This window comes from Aeromonas sp. s6 (assembly GCF_040907815.1).
In the GTDB taxonomy this organism is placed as follows: Bacteria; Pseudomonadota; Gammaproteobacteria; order Enterobacterales; family Aeromonadaceae; genus Aeromonas; species Aeromonas caviae.
This window is the reverse complement of sequence record NZ_JBFOCN010000005.1, coordinates 1-23116: the sequence shown is the minus strand read 5'-3', so window position 1 is coordinate 23116 and position 23116 is coordinate 1. Positions and strand designations below refer to the sequence as shown.

Here is a 23116-nt window from a genome sequence, read left to right as displayed (position 1 = left end):
TGGGTCAACTCACTTCTCCTCTTTCTCATCGATTCTCCCTTCAGTGACAGCCGGTGAGCGTTGTGCATCAGCCGGTCCAGGATCGCATCTGCCAGGGTGTTGTCCCCCAAGCTCGCGTACCACTCTTCCGTTGGTAGTTGACTGACCACTACCGTCGAGTATTTTCCATACCGATCATCCATGATCTGCCTGCTGGAGGCGTGATCCAAGCCAACATCCTGGCGGTAGTCCGGACCACACTCAGCGTTTGAGCATTTGCAGCAATGGCGGTAAGGGAGACCGGAGTCGTCAGATATCTGCTTGAAAAAACGACATGTAGAAGTATCCAGTATTGTTGCCAGCTGGGTTGCTTTCTATGCTCTTGTGGTCAAATGACGCCAGCCGTCCATCGTATGATTCTTTGGACTGGGGCCAAGGGAGCGAACAAGGATACCGAATGGCAAATCCCAAAAGTCTGATATTCCAACTGCATAAACATTGGGACGTCATCGAAGCATTGGTTCGGGCTTCGCGGGAATGGCCTGCTTTCGATGAGGCGATGGTGCTGAGGCTAATTGGCAAGTCCAGCCGGGGCAGTGACAGCGAGCCTGAGTGTGGAGAAATCTTGCGCAGCCTATGTAGCAGCGATGTCCTGCAGTGGCTTGAGCGAACCGATACCCTGCAGGTCAACCCCTTGGTGCAAGAGTTTGCGCGGGGGCTGTTACGTGAGCATGAGTTAGGGCTTTCTGCCGTGCTCAAGGCGCGTATCGAGGCCATCAAACAAGCGACAGCACAAATACTGGAAGGTTCTGAACCACTCAATCCCGATTATTTGCGTCAGGGCTCAGCCAAGATGTCAGACCTGTTGCGGCAGATCAGTTTGCAATTGGATCAGGATCGCCATGCCATATTGGAGCTGGCCGAACAGGCTAAATCCGCGGATGCAGCCATGCCAATAGCGCAACGTTATCGCTCAGTGCTTGAAGCCTATGACCAGTATGTGGAGCCCATGAACGAGATGATGGACTCCGGGCTTGCGGGCAACTTCTATCCCTTTCTGGAGCAGGCGGAGAGGGCTCTGGATCGGGCTATAGAGGCCATCACCATACAAGGTGGGCTTTATACCCACCAGTTACAGTTGCGTCAGGTTTCTTATCAAGCCAAGGAGTTGCAGCGGTTGGGAAGATTGGTAGCCCAGCAATGTGCCGCCACCTTGCTGCCGCTGCGTGAAGAGCTGCGCGAGCATAATGGCCTGTCTGCCGCCATCAGCCAGTTGTTGGGGCGTGTGCGCAAACGTGGCCTCACGCGAGCTCTGCCGTTGCGCAATACGAAGGGGGCCTTGCCTGTCTGGCGGCAGGAGCGACCGCGACGCGTTAGTGTAGGCTTCGAGGTCAAGGATTTTATGGCCAGCGCCCTGGCGTACATACCGGAACTCATCCGTTTCCCGACGGAGGTCCCCTTCGACGCCTCACTGGTAGAGCCCATTGATGACGAGACCCTCAAACAACACCTGCAAGAGAGCCTGCCAGTGGAGAACCTGATGCTCTGGTTGCTACAGCATTATGGCGAGCAGCCGGATGCCACCTTGTTGCGACTCTACCACGAACTGGTGCGTGAGCCTCTTTGGCTGGCGAGCCTTCACCCAGATAGCACCACAACGGATTTGCAAGAGGTGCTGGTCAGTTATCACCCCTACAGGATCCAGAGATCATGATTACCTCTATTTCGCATCTGGAGTCGCTCGGTGCCCTGAGTGAGCTGTTTCGCCTGTTCAACAGCGGCAAGCACCTCAACCGGGTGGCGGAGCCTGCCCTGTGGGCCGAGCTGGAGCGGTGTCAGGAAAGCTATCAGGCTATTTTTGCCGCCCTGGGGTTTGAGCTTAAAGTCGAGCCACGTGGCTATGCCTGGTTTCATATCGAGGAGTCCGGCAGCCAAGCCAGCAAGACTAGCAAGCGCCTGGCGTTGTTATGGATGTGCTTGTTTGATACCCAGGCTGATGAGGGCAGACCCTTGTCCCGCTTTACGGAGTGGCGGGTAGACAAGGCCTTGCTGGCCAAGGCTCACGAGCATCATCAGGAGATCCTTGAGGCCGAGGGGTTGGAGCTGGATGGCTTCATCGCGTTGCTGGACAGCGCGGTCAAGCTCGGATTTGCGTTGTCACTTAACGGTTATTGGCAGTTATTGCCGGCGGTCTATCGCTATCTGGAACACTTCGAATCGTTGAGCGCATCTGGCCAAGACGATTCATTCGATGAGCCGCAGGGTGGCGAGGAAGATGAATCGGCAGAGGTGGGTTTGGATGAGGAGGAGGAAGCATGATCCAGTACGGGTTTGAGCGTCTGGTATTGTTGGGCAGTGCCGGGTATCAGAGAGCCGAGTTGCCGCTGGATGCTGCCGTCTCACTCATCGCCCCCAATAACACAGGTAAAACCAGCCTCATCAACGCGCTGCAGTTTTTATTGATCATCGACCAGCGACGCATGGACTTTGGCGCCCACGATCTGGAGAAGTCCAAACGATTCTACTTCCCCAACAACAGCGCCTACATACTGCTGGAAGCCTGTCTGCCAGAAACGGGGACCGTGGTGCTGGGATGTGTCGGCAAGGGGGTTAGCCATGACTATCAGTACTTTGCCTACAAGGGAGCGTTGGATCTGGATGATTATCGGTTGGACGGCGGCGCTCTGGTGGCGGAGCCCCAACTGGTAAACCACCTGGCCACGCGCCAGCGGCTGGTGTTTGTCTACAAGAGTCCCAATGATTTTCGCGATGCCCTGTATGGTGGTCGTCGCAAGCGGGCCGCCAGCGAGCCCGATTTCACCCTCTTTCATCTGGAGCATCAATCGGATGCTGCTGCCTATCGACAGGTCCTCACTCGTACCTTACGGCTGGATAGGCTCACCTCGGCCGATGTCAAAAATTATCTGTTGGAAATCTTCAAACGGGACTTGTCGGATGCGGCCATCGACTTTCGGCAAGAGTGGGAAAAGGCATTTAGCGAGGTCAATAGTGAACGGGCTCAGTATCAGGCGGCGGTCAATCAGTCTGCACGGATCCTGAGCTTGGCCAAACAAGTGCAAGAGCGTTTGACGCTCAGAGGCAAGCTCATCGTCTGGTGCCCACAGATAGAAGAAGACCTCAAGCAGTGGCACTCCTACTATGAGTCCACAGCAGAGGAATTGGCAGCCAAGGTGTTGCAATGCGAGACGGCACAAAAGCAATCGGGGAGCCGTATTCAGGAGCTGAGTGTCGAACGGCTCGTAAAACAGCAGTCCCATACTCAGCTGCTGGCGCTCAATCAGCAGCAAGCGGAGCTGGAGCGTCGGTTTACCCTGCTTTCGGGACGTGAGCAACTTGAAACACAGCTGGCGGCGGTCAAGGAGAATTTGGAGGCTCAGATCACCCTGCTGGGGCAGGTCAAGAGCCGCAGCGTAGAGGACATAAGGCGAGATTTACGTCGGCAACAGCAGTTGTCGATGAGCCTGCATCGGCAGCAGGAGACCTTGACCGACAATCTCTATCGACACATGGCTGATCATCTGAGTGAAGAGGAGTTACTGCGACTAAACCGGGTGCTCCAGGCCGGAGTGATGCAGCTAGGACCGGCAGATTTCGAACTGGATATGCCCCGGTTGAAACAACAGTTGTCACAGACGCCGGGCGAGACGCTGATGCTGGCTGGCCTGCGCATCAACCTTCATCGGTTGCATCCCCAGTTTCAGCAACTCAGTGAAGCCGAGCTGAAGGAGCAGATCAGGGATACCGACAGGCATATCGCCAGTTTGGAGGTGCAGCAGCAAACAGCCGAGCAGCGCCACCAGGCCGAGGCACACAAGCAACGATTAGAGCAGGAGCAGCAACAACTGCGGCAGGAGCTGGCCGACTTCGACACCTGGCAGCATCTATTGGCCCAGAGTGACCAGCGAGCAGAGCAATTGATAGCCCATGAACAAGAGCTGGATAGGCTACAGGCCGAGCTGGCAGCGATTAACCAGCAGCAATTGAGCTTGGTTGATCAACTCAATGCTTTGCGACAAGCGCAGATGCGACTGGATGATGAGCATAACGGCATCGTCACCATGCGTAACCAGCGCGAGGATCAGGGGCCAGAATTCGGTTATCTGGAATCTCTTTCCTACCATCCCTGGCTCGGGGGAGCCACCAGAACGCTGGATACCCTATATACCCGTTTGCAAGAATTCCAGACCGATAGTCGTCAATTGTTGGCGTTGAACAGCGCGTTGCAGCGCGGTTTGCAGGATTTGCACGCTGGCGGACTCACCAAGTATGAACACTGCCCGACTCAGGACGAGGAGTGGAGTCGGATCCTCGATTTCCATCAGATGTTGCCAAAAGAAGCCGAGGCATTGGAGAAGAAGGCCCGCAGTGCCGTGATCAATGTCACCGCCAGCCTGAAACAGCTCAGACAGGGGCTGAATGCTTTTAAGGCGCAGATGCGGGGCTTTAACCGGCTGGTGAGTCAGCGTCAACTGTCCGACCTCAGGGTTTTCAAAATCGAGCCCAGGGATGAAGCACACCTGGTGGAAGCCATCGAAATTCTGCTCGATAAGTCCGCTCAGGTGGAGACGGGGGAGAGCTTCGATCTGTTTAATCAGCAAAGCGTGCTGGATGATGTGCGATTGGATCGCGCCAAACAGACCTTGTTTGATGAGGGCAATGCCCGGCAAGGGCTCCGTGTCGCCGATCTGTTTCGCCTGGAGTTTGTGATAGGTAAGCAGGATCAGCAGGAGGAGTCCTTCACCGAGATAGACAGTGCGGCCTCCAACGGCACCGTATTGATGGCCAAGCTGGTGACCGGGCTGGCCATGCTCCACCTGATGCATCACAAGAACAAGCGCATCCGCACCATCTGTTATCTGGATGAGGCGCTGGCGCTGGATACCCGCAACCAGAAAAATCTGATCGATGTGGCGGCAGAATTCGGTTTTGCCCTGATCTGCGCCTCGCCAGCTCCGTTGACCACGGCACGCTATTGCGTACCTATCCATCACCATGCCGGCAAGAACCATATCAATCGGCAGAGCTGGCTGGTGCTTGCTCCCAAGGAGCGACCATGAGCCGTAGTTTGATCGCCGCCTTGCGCAAATTGCGCCAAGCCCCTGGAGGAGGGCTTGCCAGCTCTCAATTGAGCGAGGGGCAACGACGTGAGCTGAGCAGCTTTGCCCGCGCTACCGGCAGCATACAGATGCGGCCCGAGGGCAGGGGAGTCGTATTTGAGATAAGGCTGCCCGCCGTGGTGGAACACCAGTGGCGACAACTGGTGCCGATAGAGCAAGCCGAATTGGTCGATGGTCTGCCACGCCGAGCGCGTAACATCGCCGCCACTCGCCGTAGCAAGGGGGCAGATCATGGGCATGAGTTCAGCTATCTGCTGTTAAAGGCCGGTCCCGGTCAGGTGGCGTGGCGAGACGATAAAGACAACCGGCTGGACTTGCGACTGAGCACCGATCAACTGGGCGTCGCCGCTCTGACTGTGCACGCCGACAGCACCTGGTATACCGAACATCCGCTATGGCTTGTGGAAAATCAGGCGCTGTTTGACCAGCTGGACTGGCTACCCTGCGCCCAGCCCGCCAGTGTTGCTTATTACAGTGGCCAATTGCCCAACACATTGTTGGATTGGCTCGCCTTGCGCCAGCGGGCGCCTGCGATCCACTTCTTTCCCGACTACGACGGAGTGGGTCTGCTCAACTTTGCCCGGCTTCGCAGCCGTCTTGGCCACAGCGTGGCCCTGTGGTTGATGCCCGAGTGGCCATCTCGTCTCGAGCGTTTCGGTTGTACCACGCTTTGGCAGGATACCCAGCGCGAATTCAACGCCATGCTGGCACACCCTGCGACAGCCGATTTCGACGTGGAAGTGAAGCAATTGATCCGGTCAATGCAAGCCAGCGGGATGGCGCTGGAGCAGGAAGCCGTGTGGTTGTGAGGAACTGCCCCGTCCGTCTCGCCTGCCTCTTATCTGTCTATTAGTTTGAAAATATCTGCTTGAAAATACGACATGTGCAAAACCCCAGTATCGAAGCGGTTGGGCGCGCAGGTGGCGACCTGTATTCCGGATGGTCTCGTGCCGCCAGTGCTGAGCGGTATTGCGATGACAGCCTGTTAAACGCACTTGTGACCAGCACTGCCTGGGGCTAGGCGGGAGATATGTATGCGGATCCAGCCGAGCCGCCGTTCGATTGCCCGACGGGTTACAAGGCCGCAGCCGGAGCAGTGATCGTGGAAGCGGATGGCCGAGTCTGGGTGGTGCACCCTTCAAACCAGTTTGGTGGCTATCAGATGACGTTCCCCAAGGGGCGAGCCGATCCCCGTATTTCGCTACAAGCAACCGCCCTGAAAGAGGTCTATGAAGAGACTGGATTGCGAGTAAAGCTCACCGGATTTTTGGGGGATTTCCAGCGCACCACGACTAAAACTCGCCTCTTATCTCGCCGAGCGGATCGGCGGCATCCCGCCGCGATGGGTTGGGAGTCTCAGGCGGTGTCATTAGTGCCCGTCGACAAGCTCGACGCCATGCTCAACGGTGCGGCCGACAAGCCTGTGAACGTCGCCATTCAACGGGATTTTTAATAAACATTCTGCTCAGTTGAGCATCAGCAGGCGGGAGTGTGAGTCACCATCGGTTTCCATGAAATCGGGCGTGTTAGCCTGTTGCACAGTAGTGGCCAGCATGGGCATTGACGCGATTATCGTGGTTATCGCCGGGCAAAAGCACTATTCGCACCACTTACACCTGCCTTTCAAGCACGCTAAGGAGTATTCATGCAAATCAGTCAGTGGACTACGGAGATCATTGTCATCAGCGTCATCATTGCAGCCGCTTGCTGCGTGATTGGCTACTTTGTGGCGGCGCTGCGCCACGGCAACCGGCTCGGTCAGCTCACAAGCCAACTGGGGCAGGCGCAGCAGGCACAGGGCTTGCTGACACAGCAATTGGCACAGGCTCAGGAGCAGCTCAAGGCGGCGGAACAGCAATGTCATGGGCAGCAGGTGGAGGCCGGCAAGGTGCAGACCCAGCTACAGGGGGCCAAAGAGCAGCTGCAAGAGTTGGCGGCGCAATTGAGCGAGCGTAAGGCTGCCAGCGAGGCCTTGCAGCAGCAGTTGAACGCGGCCAAGGAGCAGCAACATGACGCGGAGAAGCGTCTGGAGACGGCACAGGCCGAAAACCGTGGTCAGAAAGAGCAGATCGCCGACTTGCGTGAACGCTTGAATCTGGCGGATGAGCAAAACCGAGCCGCTCAAGATGAAATCAACCAGCTCAAGGATAAGTTGGCCAATGAAGGCAAACATGCGCAATCCCTGCAAAGCGCGGAGCGCGAAGTCCGTGAACAACTGGTGGATGCCAAACAGACCCTGAAAGAGCGTGAGAACGCCATTCTCGGCCTGCAGGAGCGACTGCATCAGGTTGATAACGAACACACCGAGCTCAAGACCACGCTGCAAAAGCGAGAAGAGCACTTCCAGGAGCAGATGGGTCAACTTGCCGATGCCAAGAAGACACTGGCACAGGAGTTTGAAAACCTCGCCAACAAGATTTTCGACGAGAAGGGCAAGGCGTTCACTCAGAGCAGCCAGATCGGGATCGATAGCCTGCTCAAGCCATTTCGCGAGCAGATCGAAGGATTCCAGAAACGGATCAACGAGGTGCACGATGTCTCGGTGCAAGGCAGCGCTCAGCTCAATGCCGAGATCCGGAAGGTGCTGGAAATTGGTCTGAATATGAGCAAGGAGGCCAACAACCTCACGTCGGCCCTCAAGGGCGATTCCCAGCAGCGCGGAGCCTGGGGGGAAGCGCAACTGCGCCGCACGCTGGAGATGAGTGGCCTGATTGAAGAGGCCCACTACGAAGTGCAGAGCAGCTTCAAGGATGCGGAAGGCAAGCACAAGCAGACCGACTATCTGATCAAACTGCCGGATGGCAAGCACATCATCATCGACAGCAAGGTTTCGCTGGTGGCTTATGACCGGGCGGTCGCGGCTGAGAGCCCGGAAGCGTATCAACTGGCGATGGCAGAGCATCTCAAAGCGGTGCGCAAGCATATCGACGATCTGGCATCGAAGGATTACATCAACCTGATTGGCATGCACAGCCCCAGCTTTGTGCTGATGTTCATGCCGATTGAACCCGCCTATATCGAAGCGTTGAAGCACAATAAGGATTTATTCGAGTACGGATACAACAAGGGCATCGTACTGGTCTCGCATACGACCCTGATCCCCATCCTGCGCACGGTATCAAATCTGTGGATGATCGAGCGCAGCAATACCGAGGCCCGCGAGATCAGTGAAAAAGCCGGCGACATCTACAACCAGGTCTGTCTTGTTGCCGAACGTCTGAGCAGCTTGGGCGGCACGCTCAACACCGCCAGCAATCACTACAACAACACGGTCAAGGCGCTGGTGGGCAAACAAGGTCTGTATGGCAAAGTGGAGAGATTCAACAAACTCTCGGCGAAGGCCAGCAAGACACTGCCGCAACTGGACGCCATGCATATGGACTTCGAACAGGATCGGCTGTCATTGATCGTCGAGGCACTGGAAGAGCCCGGCACGATCGCCATAGAGGAAGCGGCGACGACGGCATAGCCCGTTAAAGTTGCACTTGCGTTAAACAATCAAGGCGCCCTAGGCGCCTTGATTGTCTGGGCTGCAAATCCTTACCGCCGTCATCCAACAGACATCAAGAACCGATGAATGTCGGCGCGGTGCTCAGGCCCCCCGCATCTGCGCCAAAATGCGACATGTTCATGTAACCAGTATCGGCGTGGGGTTGCAGGCGGCATATACTGGCCCTGCTTGAAGAGAGTCCCAACCCGTATCAAGGAGCGCGCTTATGTCTCCCTCGTTATCTCCGCTCGGCGTGTGCGCCTGCGCCCTGTTACTGCTGGTGGCCCAGAGTGCTGGGGCCGCTGACTGCACCTATCGCAAAGACAGCCTCGGTAATACCCGCTACCAGTGTGACGATGGCAAGAGCGGCACTCTGCGCAAAGACAGTCTCGGTAACGTCAGAGATTCGGAAAGCGGCACCACCTGGCGCAAAGACTCCCTCGGTAATGTCCGCAGCAGCGAAGGCACCACCTATCGCAAAGACAGTCTGGGTAATGTGCGGGTCAGCAATCCCGGTACCGGAGAGACCGTCACTTGGCGCAAGGATAGCCTCGGCAATCTGCGCTCCTCCGATGGCACTCGCTGTCGCACCAACTCCTTGGGGCAGGTCAGATGCGATGGTCCGAGCACCCCGCCAGCAGTGTTTGGTGCAAAGTGAACTCAGGCTGTAGTTCTGACCTGCGAGACCGCCAAGATGAATCGCTGACGCAGCGTGCATTTTGGCCAAACAGTAGAAATGATCGATTTTGGTGACCTGGCTTCATAGAGCAATCGCCCTCTGAGGGGTAGAATGACGCTCCTTTGATAGCTTGAACTGAGCGCCGTTAAGGCCAATAGAGCACTTATGAGTAGCGAAGAACACCTGGTTAAGCTGGGCTTTAAATTTGGTAAAAATGGGGCTCACTCGGCTAGAAGCTTGATGTATAGCGAGCTAAAAACGCTGCTGGATGGTCGCCCTGAGCAGGCAACCCGGCATGACTATCAGCAAGATATCGAGCTTTACAATGTGCTGCATAAAAGCAGCGACAATGCCCGCAAGTTGACGTTCCGCCACCTGGTCGATCTGTATGGTATCTCCCCAGAGATCCCGTTGTTTCACGTTTTTCGCCAGCTATGGGAGCGAAATGAAGAGGCTCAGCCGCTGTTGACCCTGCAACTCGCGCTGGCCAGAGACCCGTTGTTAAGGCAGACCCAGGCGCTGATCGGTATGACCCCGTTGGGGCAGGTGTTGGAACGTGAACAGGTAGAACACGTTTTAGCCACCCCGGATCCTGATCGTTTCAGCCCGGCTTCCCTGCGCTCGTTTGCCCAGAATATCAACGGCAGTTGGACGCACGCCGGGTTCCTGCAAGGCAAATACAAAAAGGTCAGAACTAGTCCGGTCGTGACCTATGTCAATGCGGCATTTGCACTCTTTCTCGGTCACTGTGAAGGGCGTGCCGGGCAAGGGCTGTTTCAGACTCCCTGGTTTCAATTGCTAAGCCTGGATCCGGCAGAGGGATATGAGTTGGCCTACATGGCATCGCTGCATGGCGTAATTAGCTACAAGCAGGCCAGTGGCATTGTCGAAATCCGCTTCCCCCTTTGGTCAATAGCGCCAGCATCTTGAGGAGAACGAGAGCATGGGTGATCGCCTCTCAAAACTGATCAAGCGTTTTACCACTTATATATCGGTGCCTTGGCGCTCTGTGCTATCTGCCGAAGAGCGCGCTGTCTTCGTGGTGTACCACAAAGAAGATGAGCTAAAGCTGCGGGCTCGGGTCACTGAATTTCAACTGGCCGTTGAGCAACATGGTCACCGCTGGCAATTGTTGGATATCACAGATGCATTCCCCCAGTGGATGGGGGAACACGACTATGCAGACGCCTATTTCGCCGAGCCAGAGCTGCTGGTGGGCAGTTATGAATTTTTTGCCGAAGAGCTGGCCGAGCGCCTGAAAGAGGAAGTCGATAAAACCCTGGGGAGCAACGATGTAGTGGCCCTGCTGGGTACTGGCACTCTTTTTGGCTTCGCCTCTGTTTCTGGGTTAGTGAAGGCGCTCTCTCCAGTGGTAAAAGGCAAGCTGGTGGTCTTCTTCCCCGGCGAATATCACGACAACAACTTTAGTCTGTTAGATGCCAAGGATGGGTGGGGGTATCACGCCACCGCCATCTGTCACCATAACGAATAACAACAAGGAATTACGGGATGCTAAATAGAGAGATTTACAGTAACGATCCGCTGCAATCTGAGTTGGCCAACAACGGTGTGGCTGTCGTAAACGATGATCAGAGTGCCGAGTCCTTCGCTACCCTGCGTTATGAGCTTAAAACCTTTGTCTGTGATGGCGCCTATGAGGCGGGCATGCAGAAAATTCTGGCGGCCTATCTGAGCAAACTAGACGCCAAGGTTGAGCAGTCAGGTGTCTGGATCAGCGGTTTCTACGGATCGGGTAAATCTCACTTGGCCAAGATGTTGCGCACCTTCTGGACCAATCAACGCTTCTCTGATGGTGCCGATCCCTTGAGCCTGGCCGATCTCCCTGCAGGCATTCGCGAGCAATTTGCCAAGCTGTCACTGCTCTCCCAACAATACCAGGGCTTGCATGCTGCTTCGGGTACCCTAGGCGCGGGCAAGCGTGGCAACGTGCGCCTGGCGTTTCTCTCTATCATCTTCAAGTCGGTAGGGTTGCCAGAGCAATACCACCTGGCCCGCTTTGTGATGTGGTTGAAATCCCAAGGGGTACTCGATGCCGTGCAACAGTACGTCAGGCTGCATGGCAAAGCAGCAGCAGATCAAGACCCTTGGCAAAGAGAGCTGCGTAATCTCTACGTCTCTCCTGTGATGGCTCAGGCTCTGTTGCCCCATTTCGCTGACTTGGCCACCAACGCCCCAGACATGTCCAAGGTACTGCGTGCACAGTTCCCTGAGGTCAAAGACATCACCAATGACGAGATGGTCGATGCGGTTATGGATGCCCTGGAGCGCAATGGTCAGCTGCCGCTCACGCTGATCGTGCTTGATGAGGTGCAGCAGTATGTGGGCGGAGATGAAGACCGCGCCTTTGATGTGCAAGAGGTAATTGAAACCTGCTGCAAGGCGAGCCGCTTTAAATCACGCCTGCTGTTTGTTGCCACCGGGCAAAGTGCGCTAAGTGACACTCCCAACTTGCAACGCCTGATGGGCCGCTTTGTGGTCACAGTGCAACTGGCCGATACCGATGTGGATGCAGTGATCCGCAAAGTGATCCTGCAGAAAAAAGAGAGTGCCAAGGGGGCTGTCGAGGATCTGATCCAGAAAAACCTGGGCGAGATCAGCCGCCATCTGCGGGGCTCTAAGTTTGAACATCAACGGGATGACGAACAGTGGATGGTGGCCGACTATCCGTTGTTGCCGGTGCGTCGCCGTTTCTGGGAAAAGTTGCTGCCCGCGCTGGATAAAACCGGCACCGGCTCACAGCTGCGTAATCAACTGCGTATCACCCATGAGGCAACCCGTTACGGGGCCGAAAAGCCGCTTGGCTGTCTGATCCCTGCCGATTTTATTTACGATCAAATCGTCAACGATCTGGTCAATAGCGGAGTGGTGGGGCAAGAGATCTATGCCGAGATTGGCAAGCTCAAAGATGGCTCGCCTGAAGAGATCCTACAGGGGCGGATCCTCTCTCTCATCCTGATGATCAGCAAATTGCCGAGCGAAATTGACTACGGCATTCACGCCAGTGCAGAAACTCTGGCTGATTTGCTGATCGAAGATTTGGAGAATGAGAAACACGACCTGCGGCCACGGGTCAATGCGGCGCTGCAAGCGTTGGAAAAGGCCTCGCTGATCATGGCGGTGCAGTCTGCAAGTGGCGTTGAGTATCGCCTGCAAACGGCCGAGAGCCAGGCTTGGTATGACATGTATCGTCAGCAGCAAGCGGAGCTCCGTGCCGATCCAGCCAGGCTCGATGGCCTGCGCAATCAACTGGTGCACACCATAGTGCGCAAGTTGGTCAGCCAAGTACGCCTTACCCAAGGCCAGGTGGCAGAGGGGCGCACCCTGAATGTTGCGTTCGATGATGAGTTACCCAACGATGCACAAGAGAAGCTCTACGTCTGGGCACCAGCCTTGCCAGAGCGGCAGCTCCAAGAGCTGGCGCGTGCCGATAGCGCAGATAATGGGACCCTTTACCTTTACATCCCCTCTGATCGCAAGAGCGCGCTAAACGCCGCCATCGTTGATAAACAGGCGGCGACCATGACCCTGGACGTCAAACAAAATGCGGTGGTGACCGAAGCGGGTAAAGAGGCCCGTGCCGCTATGATGTCGAGCCAGCGAAATGCCGAAGCCGAGGTCAAGCGCTTGACCGCTGAGATGGAAGGGATGATGTGGCTGCGTCTCTCCGGTGGCAGTGAAGTGGGGGGCGATACCTTGGTGGCGCAACTTCAAGCTGGGGCAGAAACGGCCTGCGTGCGCCTCTATCGCAACTTCGATATGGCCGATCACAAGGAGTGGGCCAAGGTCTATACCCGTGCCAGCCAGGGGGATGCCGATGCGCTAGAAGCGATTGGCCACCAGGGTGAGGCGCAAAACCACCCGGTCTGCCGTGAAATCAAAAAGTTTATCGGGGTGATGAAAACCGGTAGTGAAGTGCGCGAACACTTTGGTAAAGCCCCTTACGGCTGGTCCCGCGACGCTATCGATGGCGCACTCTTTGCCATGTTGGCAGCTGGCGTACTTAAAGCCAGCGATACCAAACTCAACGCCACCGATGCGCGCAGCCTGGAGCGTGCCCAGGTCGGCCCGACCCAGTTCCGCCCCGAAACAGCCACCATCGGCAAGGTACAATTGATCAAGGTGCGCAGCCTGATCAACAGCTTGGGGGTGAGTTGTAACGCCGGGGAAGAGAGCAGCAAGCTTGCCGAGGCATTACAACAGGCCAAGGCGCTGGCTCGCCGTCTCGGGGGCGAGGCTCCCTTGCCACTGCCCCCCTCAACCCAGCAACTCGATGAGCTATTGGTGCTCTCGGGCAATGATCAACTGCTCGCCGCCTTTGAAGGCAAAGAGGCGCTGCAAGCAGAATACGAGAGCTGGAAAGCGCAGCTTGAGCTGGTGGCCGAACGCAAAGAGCAGTGGGACAACCTGCAAGGTCTGCTGCCCTACTGCCGTGAACTGGCGGTGTTTGCTGAGCTCATTCAAGAGTGTGAGGCGCTGCGTGCCGGTCGTACCCTGCTGCAAAGCCCTTCCCCGGTGCAGCCGCTACTCAACAAAGCCATAGACGCGTTGCGTAATGCCATCATGGCGCACTGTGACCGCTATGAGCAGGTCTATCGCGACTGCCTCCGCGATCTTGATAGTGATCCCAGCTGGTCAAAATTGAGCGGTGAGCAACAGACTGAATTGCTCGCCAAGCACGGTATTGCCAAGCTGCCCGTGCTTAAACTGGGCAGCTTGCAAGAGGTGCAACAGAGCCTGGATAACTGCTCCTGGCAGGGGTGGAACGATCGCATTGCCGCCTTGCCCTCTTACTTTGCTAAGGCACTCAATGATGCAGTGTCGCAGCTTAAACCCAAGGTCCGCCATATTTCGCTGCCCAAGCCGCTGATTGAATCAGAACAAGATCTGAAAGCCTGGCTGGCCCAGGTAGAAGATCAGGTGCGCAGCGAACTGGCCCAAGGTAACCCGGTGCGCGTCAGCTAGTGCGCTGAACAAAAGAGAAACAATAAGGCCGATGCGGCAGACTTACCGCGTCGGCGCTTAGCCCAATCCCCGCATTCTATTTAAGGAACATGGGGTCACCCATCTTCCACATATTGAGCTAACACCATGAGACAAGCCCTGGATAAGACCCTCAGAAACCAGCTGGAAAGCACCGTCCTTGCCGCCCGTGAAGTGGTTGAAACCGCCTGCCGGGAAGAGATTGAGCGCTTAGGGGTGGCTGATGCCACAGTGCCTGCCTTTCTGAACGACGCTCAGCGCAAGCTGCGTAACCGCCTGCGAGCCCACGCTCGCCAACTGGGCGACCCGCTTCACGATAATGGCAAGCAAGAGACCGTTCACCTGTTGGCCGAGATGGCCTACGAGCAGTGGCACCGCATGCTGTTTGCCCGTTTTCTCGAGCAAAACAACCTGTTGATGTATGACGCTTATACCCCGGTCACCCTGGATGAGTGCGCAGAGCTGTTAGAAGAAGAGCCCGACTGCGCCAGTGCCTGGGAGCTAGCAGGGCGCTTGGCAGCCAAGATGTTGCCCCAGGTGTTTCGGGTTGATTCTCCTGTGCTGGCGGTGCGCCTGCCCATCAACCATCAGCGCACCCTAGAAGGCTTGATCATGGCCCTGTCTCCGGCAGTCTTTGCGGCACAAGACAGCCTGGGTTGGTGCTATCAGTTCTGGCAGAGCAAGCGCAAGGACGAGGTCAACAAGTCCGGCGTGCCCATCGGGGCCGATGAGCTGAGCCCGGTCACCCAGCTCTTTACCGAACCCTATATGGTCTCGTTCCTCTTGGATAACGCCCTGGGTGCCTGGTGGGCCAAACGTCGTCTCACCGATGATCACCTGCGTCATGCCAGCGATGAGCAGGAATTACGTGAGCGCGCCGCGCTCCCTGGCGTGCCCCTCTCTTACCTACGCTTTGTTAAAGTGACGGATATCCAAGGGGAGCGCTGGCAACCGGCTGGTGGCTGGTACGACGCCTGGCCTGAAGATATCTGCGAGCTAAAAACCCTCGACCCTTGCTGCGGCTCCGGTCACTTCCTGGTGGCGCTCTTTTTGATGCTGGTGCCGATGCGTATGCACCTGGAAGGGTGTGATGCCAATACCGCCATAGAGCGTGTGATCACGCAAAACCTGCATGGTCTGGAGCTGGATGGCCGCTGTATCGAGATTGCCGCCTTTGCCCTGGCGCTCGAAGCCTGGCGCTTCCCTAATGCAGGCGGTTATCGGCCATTGCCTGCATTGCAACTGGCTTGCTCCGGGCAAGATGTGCTGGCCGCAAGTGATGAGTGGCAGCAGCTTGCCAAACAAAATCCGGAGCTTGAGCCGGCCCTTGCTTGGTTGATGCGCCAGTTTAGCGATGCCCCAGTGCTGGGCAGCCTGATCGATATCAAGCGTGCCCACTACGAGGGCAAGGCTCAAGGTGCCCCGGCCCCCTGGCAGCTACTGCTCGATGCCCAAGCGCAGAATGCAGCAGAGAGCGACGAAGAGAGCAAAGAGACACAAGTCGCGGCTCAAGGCTTGGCCCAGGCAGCTAAGTTGCTGGCCGGGAGCTACCATCTGGTGGCCACCAATGTGCCCTACTTGGGGCGAGGCAAGCAGTGCGCCGAGTTGCAAGATTTTTGTGATGAGTACTACCCGGAAGCCAAAGCCGATCTGGCCACGGTATTTTTGGAGCGCTGTCTCGACTTTAATTCCCTGGGCGGCAGTTCGACCATTGTCTTGCCACAGAACTGGTTATTTCTGACCAGTTATAAGAAGTTTCGCGAAAAGCTATTAACGGAACAAACTTGGAATCTGATTGCCCGCCTTGGCCCCAAAGGTTTTCAAACACCAATGTGGGATTTCAATGTGCAGTTAATAACTCTAAGCAAGGGTGTGGCACCTAAAGAGGCACTACTTCGTGGGGTGGATGTATCAACGCTGAAAACTGCAGAAGATAAATCAGAGCAGCTTCGTATTGAGTATTTGAAATGCGTTGAACAAGCAATGCAAGTTAGTAATTCTGATGCTCGTATTAGTTTTGATGAATCGCAAGGTACATTAATGTCTAGTTTCGCCTCGGCATTGAATGGATTACATGGTGCAGATTCTTTGCGGTTTAGGTTTAATTTTTGGGAGGTGATTGATTTTGATACATGGACCTTCCTTCAAAATACGGTAGATAAGACGACCCACTTTGGTGGGCGAGCCGAAGTTTTCTATTGGGCAGACAACGGCAAGTTTCATGAGAATAATGAAAAGGCACGTATCCAAGGATATGCAGGTTGGGGTAAGTCAGGCATTGCTGTAAGCATGATGGGTCAATTGCCTAGCACTATACACTCAGGTCATGTGTTTGATATTAGTTGTTCTCCAATCATCTCTGATGAAAATGTATATTTACCCGCACTTTGGTCTTATGTCTCTTCGGAGTTATATCATGAGGCTGTTCGTGAGATAGACCAAGCTTTAAAGGTAACTAATGCAACTCTAGTCAAAGTACCATTTGATCTTCAATATTGGACCAAAATTGCCGAAGAACAATATCCCAACGGCCTCCCTAAACCCTACACCAATGATCCCACCCAATGGATTTTCCACGGCCACCCCTGCGCCTCGGTAATTTGGGATGACACCAGCAAATGGACCAAAGAAGGGCCGGTGCGCTTTGATGAGACCGTGCTGCAAGTGGCGGTAGCTCGGCTGTTGGGTTATCAGTGGCCCGCCGAGCTGGACAAAGAGATGGAGCTGGCCGATGAGCAACGTCAGCTGGTCGATGAGGTAGCCAAGCTGAACGCCTTTGCCGATGAAGATGGTATTGTCTGCCTCCCAGCTGTGCGCGGTGAAGCTCCGGCCCATACCCGATTGGAAAAATTGTTGGTGGCGGCCTACGAGGATGACTGGAAGGCCGGAGCCCTGGATAAGCTGCTGACTGCCGTGGGTAGCAAGAGCCTGGAGCTTTGGCTGCGCGATAAGTTTTTCGAGCAGCACTGCAAACTGTTCCAACATAGACCCTTTATCTGGCATATCTGGGACGGCCTAAAAGACGGTTTCTCCGCCCTGGTCAACTACCACAAGCTCGATCGCTCGAGGCTGGAGCGCCTGATCTACACCTACCTGGGTGACTGGATCCGTATTCAGGAGCAAGGGGTAAAAGAAGCGCGTGATGGCGCCGAAGAGCGCCTCACCGCCGCCAAAAACCTGCAACAGCGCCTCGAGGCCATCTTGGCCGGTGAAAAGGGACTCGATATCTTTGTACGCTGGAAGCCCCTTGCCGAACAACCCATCGGTTGGGAGCCGGACCTTAACGATGGTGTGCGCCTCAATATTCGCCCCTTCCTCAAAGCGGCCGATGTCGGCAAAAAAGGCGCCGGTATCCTGCGCTTTAAGCCGAATATCAACTGGAACAAGGATCGTGGTAACGACGTCGCCTCTGCCCCTTGGTACACTCTTGGCCTGCAATATGGTGAAAAAGAGGGAGCGCGTATTAACGATCACCACTTGTCGCTAGAAGACAAACGCGCCGCCAGAGCAAACCAACCCAAATGATGGAAGCCCTATGATCGATACGCTCAAGACGGTCAATGTTGGCCCTGCCCCTAGCTTGTCGCTGGTCTTTGGCCAGCGGCTCAATCTGCTCACCGGCGATAATGGCTTGGGTAAGAGCTTTTTGCTGGATATCGCCTGGTGGGCGCTGACTCGCCGCTGGCCAGCTGAGATCAACCCTAAGCTCACCACAGGGCGTAAAGCCCTGCCCAGTGAGGTTGGGGAGGCGAGCATCAGCTTTTCATTTACCGCCAAGAGTAAACGTGAAGAGTACCAGAGTACCTTCGCCCGCCGTGAACAAAGCTGGACCGGCCGCCCCGGGCGGCCTGCCAACCCTGGCCTGGTGCTCTATGCCATGGCTGACGGTAGTTTCGCGCTATGGGATCCGCACCGTAACTACTGGCGCACCCAGGGAGAGCTCGATATTCAAGAGCGTCTGCCCGCTTATGTTCTTAGCCCTAGCGAGGTATGGGATGGCCTGGCCAGTAGCGATGGCAGTTGGTTGTGTAATGGCCTTATTCGCGATCTAGCCAGCTGGCAAAAAGAGAAAGGGGCGGCATTTAAACACCTGAAAGCGGTACTTAAGGCGCTCTCCCCTTCTCCTGATGAGATCCTGACCCTGGGAGAGCTAACCCGGATCAGCCTGGATGATGCGCGGGATATCCCGACCATCCGCATGCCGTACCAAAAAGATGTTCCGGTGGTGCATGCCTCATCAGGGATGCGGCGTATCTTAGCCCTGGCCTATCTGTTGGTGTGGGCCTGGCAAGAGCATCAGCAGGCGGCCAAGCAACTGGGGGAACCGGTGACCCCCCAGATCACCTTTTTGATCGACGAGATTGAATCTCACCTGCACCCCAGCTGGCAGCGCAGCATAGTGCCCACCTTGCTGAGCGTCATGGGGTTGCTTGATAAACAGGCCAAGGTGCAGTTGATCACCGCGACCCATTCCCCCTTGGTGATGGCCTCGGTCGAGCCGCTGTTTGATGCCAGCCAAGATGCCTGGTTTGATCTGGATCTGGCCCAAGGCGAGGTGATGCTCACCCGGCGAGATTTTGAAAAGCAGGGGGATGTCACCAGTTGGTTAACCAGCGATGCCTTTGACTTACCCAGTGGGCGACCGAAAGAGTACGAGCAGCTGATCAAGCAGGCTTCGGCGCTCTTGGGGCAACCGGCTCCAGATCCCCAGGCGCTCGCTGCCATGTATCAGCAATTGCTGCTCGCGTTAAAGCCGACCGATGATTTTCTGTTTCGCTGGCGCGCCATCTGCGATAAGAAGGGTTGGCCGTTATGATCCCGGTGTCATTGCAACCTGAGCCTGCCGATGTTGATGCCAGAGTGCGCCAGCCGGGGCTCGATTGGTTAGCCACAAATGGCATAGCGCTCAATGCGCCACCACCGGATGCATCCAAGTTACCCAACTATTGGACGCGTTCTAACAAGCAGTTGTGGGATACCTACAGTGGTGTTTGCGCCTATCTGGCGATCTATTTTGAGTGGGTTATTGGCGCGGCCTCGACCGACCACTTTGTGGCCAAATCGCAAAATGCAGGGGATGCCTATGAGTGGGATAACTACCGTCTAAGCGCCCTTGGTCCGAACCGCAATAAGAATAAGTTTGATGATGTGCTAGACCCCATCGGCTTGGCCCCTGAGACCTTTATCATCAACTTTGCCAATGGCGAGATTGCGGTCAACCATGCGCGTTATCCTGCCGGAACGCCGCATGCCGATGCCGCCGCTGAGACCATTACCCGTCTCAAGCTCGATAGCCCGGAGCATAATCAGATGCGCGCCCGCCATTATGACAACTATCTGAGAAATGACTGTTCGCTCGTTTTTTTACAACGCCACTCTCCCTTTGTTCATGGCGAGCTGATCCGCCAGGGGTTGGCTTAAGCCTTAAGGCGCGAAACAGAATCGAGAATTCCATGCAAGTTATCGACTATCTGGTTACTCAATTGCGCGACAGCGCGCGTTATAACTCTCAGGTGCAGGTACCGCCCGCAGTGGTGCTCTGGACCGATGAAACCCGGCAGTGGCAAGCTGCCATGCCGATTATCAAGCGCTATTTACCCGAGCTGCTCGAGCTGGGGGAGTATCTGCCCGCCGAACGCACCGGCCCTGCCATTTGGCTAAAGTGCTTGATTGCAGGTACTGCACCAGAGCAATCCCTGCCTGCTGATGCCATCCCGATCCTCTATCTGCCCGGCGTCAGTCGCAAAGATCTGCGGGCCATCGACCAATGCTCGCTTGCTCTGCAACCCCTTGCCGAGTTGCAGTATCGCGGCTGCTGGTGGGCCTATAACACTGCCGGTCGGGATTGGAGCGTCGGTTCTTTTTTAAGTAATCCCAAAGTGGGGTTGCAGCTTGATGTCGCCAAAGATGGTAAAACCCAGCAAGCGTTGCTAGAGGTGTTGCCTGATCTGCTTGAAGCTCAGGCCGCCAGTTTGCAGGGCAAACGGTTAGAAACTAGCGATCTCTATGCGTTGGCGGGGGGCGACCCAATCCGCAATATGCTGGCTTGGCTCAATGAGCCTGAGGCCATCCAAAAGGAGTGGCAGCAGAGCAACCGCTGGCAGCACTTCTGTGGGCAGAGCCAAGATGCGTTTGGTATTGATCCTGCCAACGCTGAGATCTCCACATTGTTGCCGCTGCTGTGTGATGCACAGGGACCTTGGCAAACGGTGTGGGAGCGTTTTAGCGACACGGCTGCACACCATGTTTCGCTCGTAAAGACACTGCACGAGGTACAACCTAGCGAATTGCTCTTTGAACCAGCCCGATACCCCTTTTGCAATCAGCATGAAGAGCAACGATTAGCGCAGACGCTCACTGCTTTGGTAGCTGAAGAGGTGGCAACCATCCGTACTCGCCTAATGTCACTCAACGCTGAGCATGCAATGCGGCGTGAGTGGTTGTGGGCCGGGCTCGGGCTCTCGCCCTGGGCGATGCTGCTTGCCCCCTTGGCTCAACTTGCCGAGCTGACTCGTCAACCATTGGGAGGGCCGGATATCGAGACCATGGCCAGCCATTACCAGGAGAAGGTTTGGCAGACCGATGATCTTGCCCTGCTGGTGATGGCCTTGGCGAGCGATAGCGCCATGGAGCAGGTAGCCGCCGCGCTGCTTGGCAAACTGTATACCCCTTGGTTGGAGGCGGTGACCCTGCATTTCCAGCACTTGGTGAAGAGCCAGGGTTATCCTGGTGGTCAGGGAGTGCAAGAGCCAGTCGGCTCATACCAGGGCGCCAGTACCGTGCTCTTTTTTGTCGATGGCTTGCGTCTTGATATGGGCCACCGTCTTCAGCATCTACTGGAGAAGGCTACCCTGCAAGCCAGCTTGAAAACCCGTTGGAGTGCGCTCCCCAGTTTGACTGCGACCGCTAAAGCGGCAGTGACGCCCCTTAGCCCCTTGTTGATCGGTGATCTGGAAAACGACGATTTTGTCCCGCAGTTTGCCGACAGTGGCGCTGATTTCTCGAGCCATCATTTCAAGAAGGGGCTAGCCCAAGCCGGTTGGCAATATCTGGAAGGTCACGATTGTGGTGAGCCAGAGCAAGGTAAGGCCTGGGTGCAATGTGGCGACCTGGATAATCTGGGCCACGAGCGTCAGCAAAGCCTGCCGAAATTTATCGATCATGCCTTAAAAGGGGTGGTTGAGCGGATAGTGAGCCTGCTGGAGGCCGGTTGGACGAGGGTACATGTGGTGACCGACCATGGTTGGTTATGGAGCCCAGAGAAGTTACCTAAGGCTGAGCTGACCAAACACATGACGGAACTGCGCACTCCGCGCTGCGCCATTTTGAAAGGTAATGGCCAGAGTGACTACCTACAATGCCCCTGGCATTGGAACCCCGCAGTGCGAGTAGTGATGGCCCCCGGGATCAGTTTGTTCCAGGCGGGGGATCACTATAATCACGGCGGTGTGAGTCTGCAGGAGTGCTTAACGCCAGAGTTGATGGTTTCAAGGTAGCAAGGGTATAGGTGGGAGTTGTTGGTACAACTCCCTGTTTGAAATGGCAAAGAAAAAAGTAGGTAAAAAAGTAGCACCTATCGTCCAGCGTCGTGGTGGCGTTGAGTCGAGAAGTATCTGGAATATTGCTGCCGCTGTGAGCCAGGATCAGTTGTCCTATCATGCACATGATGAGGCACTGCCTTTTATTATATCACCAGCGAGCGGATGGCCCTACTCAACGGCTGGATCGTCTACTGACGCGGAGGGCTATATTCGAATTTACCATCATCGAGATTATCTATTTAGGAAGTTAAATACGACTCCGATAGTTGGTAATGTTAATATTAAGCCTCCAAAAAAGAACAAGAACAAACGAAAAATATTAACTTTGTCACATATAGGAGGACCATCATCATTTATATCCCCAGCGTCAGCTATAGATAACTTACTCATCGAGATAGCAGAGCTGAATCAACTTCATGATTACAATGAGAGACAAAGTATAGCATCTTCTCTTTCTATATCGCTTTTGAATGATTGGCCTTATTCAAGAGGAGCAGCTCAATCTGAGCTTGATGAGTATATTAGAGTCTACCATCATCGAGATTATTTATTCAAAAAGTTAAACACGACCCCGATAACACGGCGTGCTGAAAACAAAAAATTCAAAAATAAAAGTTCTGGACGTGAGATTTTAACTCTGCGTAAAGTGGGGGATGTGGCACAATTTTCGTGGCCCACGACCGCTATACTCACGTCAAATCACAGTTTGACGGAGATTAACTGGCCTAAGATTGGCATCCTACAAGCGGTTGGGTATAGAGTCGGCGATAAAGGGTTGTTTAAAAATGAACGACAAAAGATTTTAAACGAAGTATATAAAAACCAATTGCCATTGGTCGAAAGCCAGTCCTATATGGATGAATGGGGTTTTCCTAAATCATCGCAAAGGCTATATAAAATCGCATATACTATTGCTGCTCTGGTCAGAAATGCAAAAAGAAAAACAAAGGCCGATATGCGATGTGCAATAAGTGAGTGGGAAAGTGATCTCTCTTGGTTAAGAGATAAGTACTATGTTGATATGATGTGGGATTGGCCATCTACTTAAAATAAATGGCCAACTGTATGAAGTCATTTTTTGAAAATGGAGTGACTTTTAATCCTTGTCGATGACATGTTGGTTTCATCAGTTGACGATGCCAGCGCCACACCCCGCTTAAATAAAACGATGATGGTGTCATCGTAGTCAATATCTAAATAGCTGTTCCGAATAGTAGATCACCGGAGGAAGGGAACTCAGTCCAGTTTGTGCGATCTGATTAGTCGCTAAACAAAACAAGCCACACCC

15 protein-coding genes and 1 pseudogene are annotated in these 23116 nt (G+C 55.0%); 15 read left to right on the top strand and 1 reads right to left on the bottom strand.

Going from position 1 to position 23116, the window contains the following annotated elements; all coding sequences use genetic code 11:
* A pseudogene (locus AB5Y50_RS00285) lies at positions 1-188 on the bottom strand (ATP-binding protein); the annotation flags it as partial.
* 248 nt (positions 189-436) lie between these two features.
* Here AB5Y50_RS00285 and AB5Y50_RS00280 point away from each other — a divergent pair.
* The 15 genes from AB5Y50_RS00280 to AB5Y50_RS00210 all read left to right on the top strand — a co-directional run bounded on the left by AB5Y50_RS00280 (position 437) and on the right by AB5Y50_RS00210 (position 22876).
* Entirely contained in the window at positions 437-1693 is a 1257-nt protein-coding gene (locus AB5Y50_RS00280) for a hypothetical protein (RefSeq protein WP_368162376.1), read from the top strand.
* The gene (locus AB5Y50_RS00275; protein ID WP_005330555.1) at positions 1690-2298 is read left to right on the top strand and encodes a hypothetical protein; all 609 of its coding nucleotides are present in this window, start codon (positions 1690-1692) and stop codon (positions 2296-2298) included. The genes AB5Y50_RS00280 and AB5Y50_RS00275 overlap by 4 nt, the downstream gene beginning before the upstream one ends.
* Complete coding sequence (locus tag AB5Y50_RS00270; RefSeq protein ID WP_005330554.1) at positions 2295-5057, top strand: hypothetical protein; 2763 nt, start codon at positions 2295-2297, stop codon at positions 5055-5057. Before AB5Y50_RS00275 ends, AB5Y50_RS00270 begins: the two co-directional genes overlap by 4 nt.
* The gene (locus AB5Y50_RS00265) at positions 5054-5926 is read left to right on the top strand and encodes a hypothetical protein (RefSeq protein WP_021140990.1); all 873 of its coding nucleotides are present in this window, start codon (positions 5054-5056) and stop codon (positions 5924-5926) included. Before AB5Y50_RS00270 ends, AB5Y50_RS00265 begins: the two co-directional genes overlap by 4 nt.
* A 221-nt stretch (positions 5927-6147) precedes the next feature.
* Positions 6148-6570 (top strand): NUDIX hydrolase, encoded by a 423-nt coding sequence (locus AB5Y50_RS00260; RefSeq protein ID WP_069785626.1) that lies wholly within the window; start codon positions 6148-6150, stop codon positions 6568-6570.
* A gap of 192 nt (positions 6571-6762) precedes the next feature.
* Complete coding sequence (gene rmuC / locus AB5Y50_RS00255) at positions 6763-8586, top strand: DNA recombination protein RmuC (protein ID WP_069785627.1); 1824 nt, start codon at positions 6763-6765, stop codon at positions 8584-8586.
* 247 nt (positions 8587-8833) lie between these two features.
* Positions 8834-9265 carry a hypothetical protein gene (locus AB5Y50_RS00250; protein WP_368162375.1) on the top strand — a complete coding sequence of 144 codons (432 nt, stop codon included), beginning with the start codon at positions 8834-8836 and terminating at the stop codon, positions 9263-9265.
* Between the two features lie 186 nt (positions 9266-9451).
* Positions 9452-10216 carry a hypothetical protein gene (locus tag AB5Y50_RS00245; protein WP_368162374.1) on the top strand — a complete coding sequence of 255 codons (765 nt, stop codon included), beginning with the start codon at positions 9452-9454 and terminating at the stop codon, positions 10214-10216.
* 13 nt (positions 10217-10229) lie between these two features.
* The gene (locus AB5Y50_RS00240) at positions 10230-10778 is read left to right on the top strand and encodes a BREX protein BrxB domain-containing protein (RefSeq protein WP_043124792.1); all 549 of its coding nucleotides are present in this window, start codon (positions 10230-10232) and stop codon (positions 10776-10778) included.
* A 17-nt stretch (positions 10779-10795) separates the two neighbouring features.
* Positions 10796-14269: a BREX system P-loop protein BrxC gene (gene brxC, locus AB5Y50_RS00235; RefSeq protein WP_368162373.1), complete on the top strand. Its 3474-nt coding sequence runs from the start codon at positions 10796-10798 to the stop codon at positions 14267-14269.
* A gap of 126 nt (positions 14270-14395) precedes the next feature.
* Positions 14396-17812, top strand: a complete 3417-nt coding sequence (locus tag AB5Y50_RS00230; protein WP_368162372.1) for an SAM-dependent DNA methyltransferase — start codon at positions 14396-14398, stop codon at positions 17810-17812.
* A gap of 10 nt (positions 17813-17822) precedes the next feature.
* Positions 17823-19103 (top strand): AAA family ATPase, encoded by a 1281-nt coding sequence (locus AB5Y50_RS00225; protein WP_368162371.1) that lies wholly within the window; start codon positions 17823-17825, stop codon positions 19101-19103.
* Positions 19100-19708 (top strand): hypothetical protein, encoded by a 609-nt coding sequence (locus AB5Y50_RS00220; protein WP_216986931.1) that lies wholly within the window; start codon positions 19100-19102, stop codon positions 19706-19708. Before AB5Y50_RS00225 ends, AB5Y50_RS00220 begins: the two co-directional genes overlap by 4 nt.
* Positions 19709-19740: 32 nt before the next feature.
* Positions 19741-21783, top strand: coding sequence for a BREX-1 system phosphatase PglZ type B (pglZ, locus tag AB5Y50_RS00215; RefSeq protein ID WP_368162370.1), 2043 nt, complete (start codon positions 19741-19743; stop codon positions 21781-21783).
* A 43-nt stretch (positions 21784-21826) separates the two neighbouring features.
* Positions 21827-22876, top strand: a complete 1050-nt coding sequence (locus AB5Y50_RS00210) for a hypothetical protein (protein ID WP_368162369.1) — start codon at positions 21827-21829, stop codon at positions 22874-22876.
* The last annotated feature ends 240 nt before the right edge of the window (positions 22877-23116 follow it).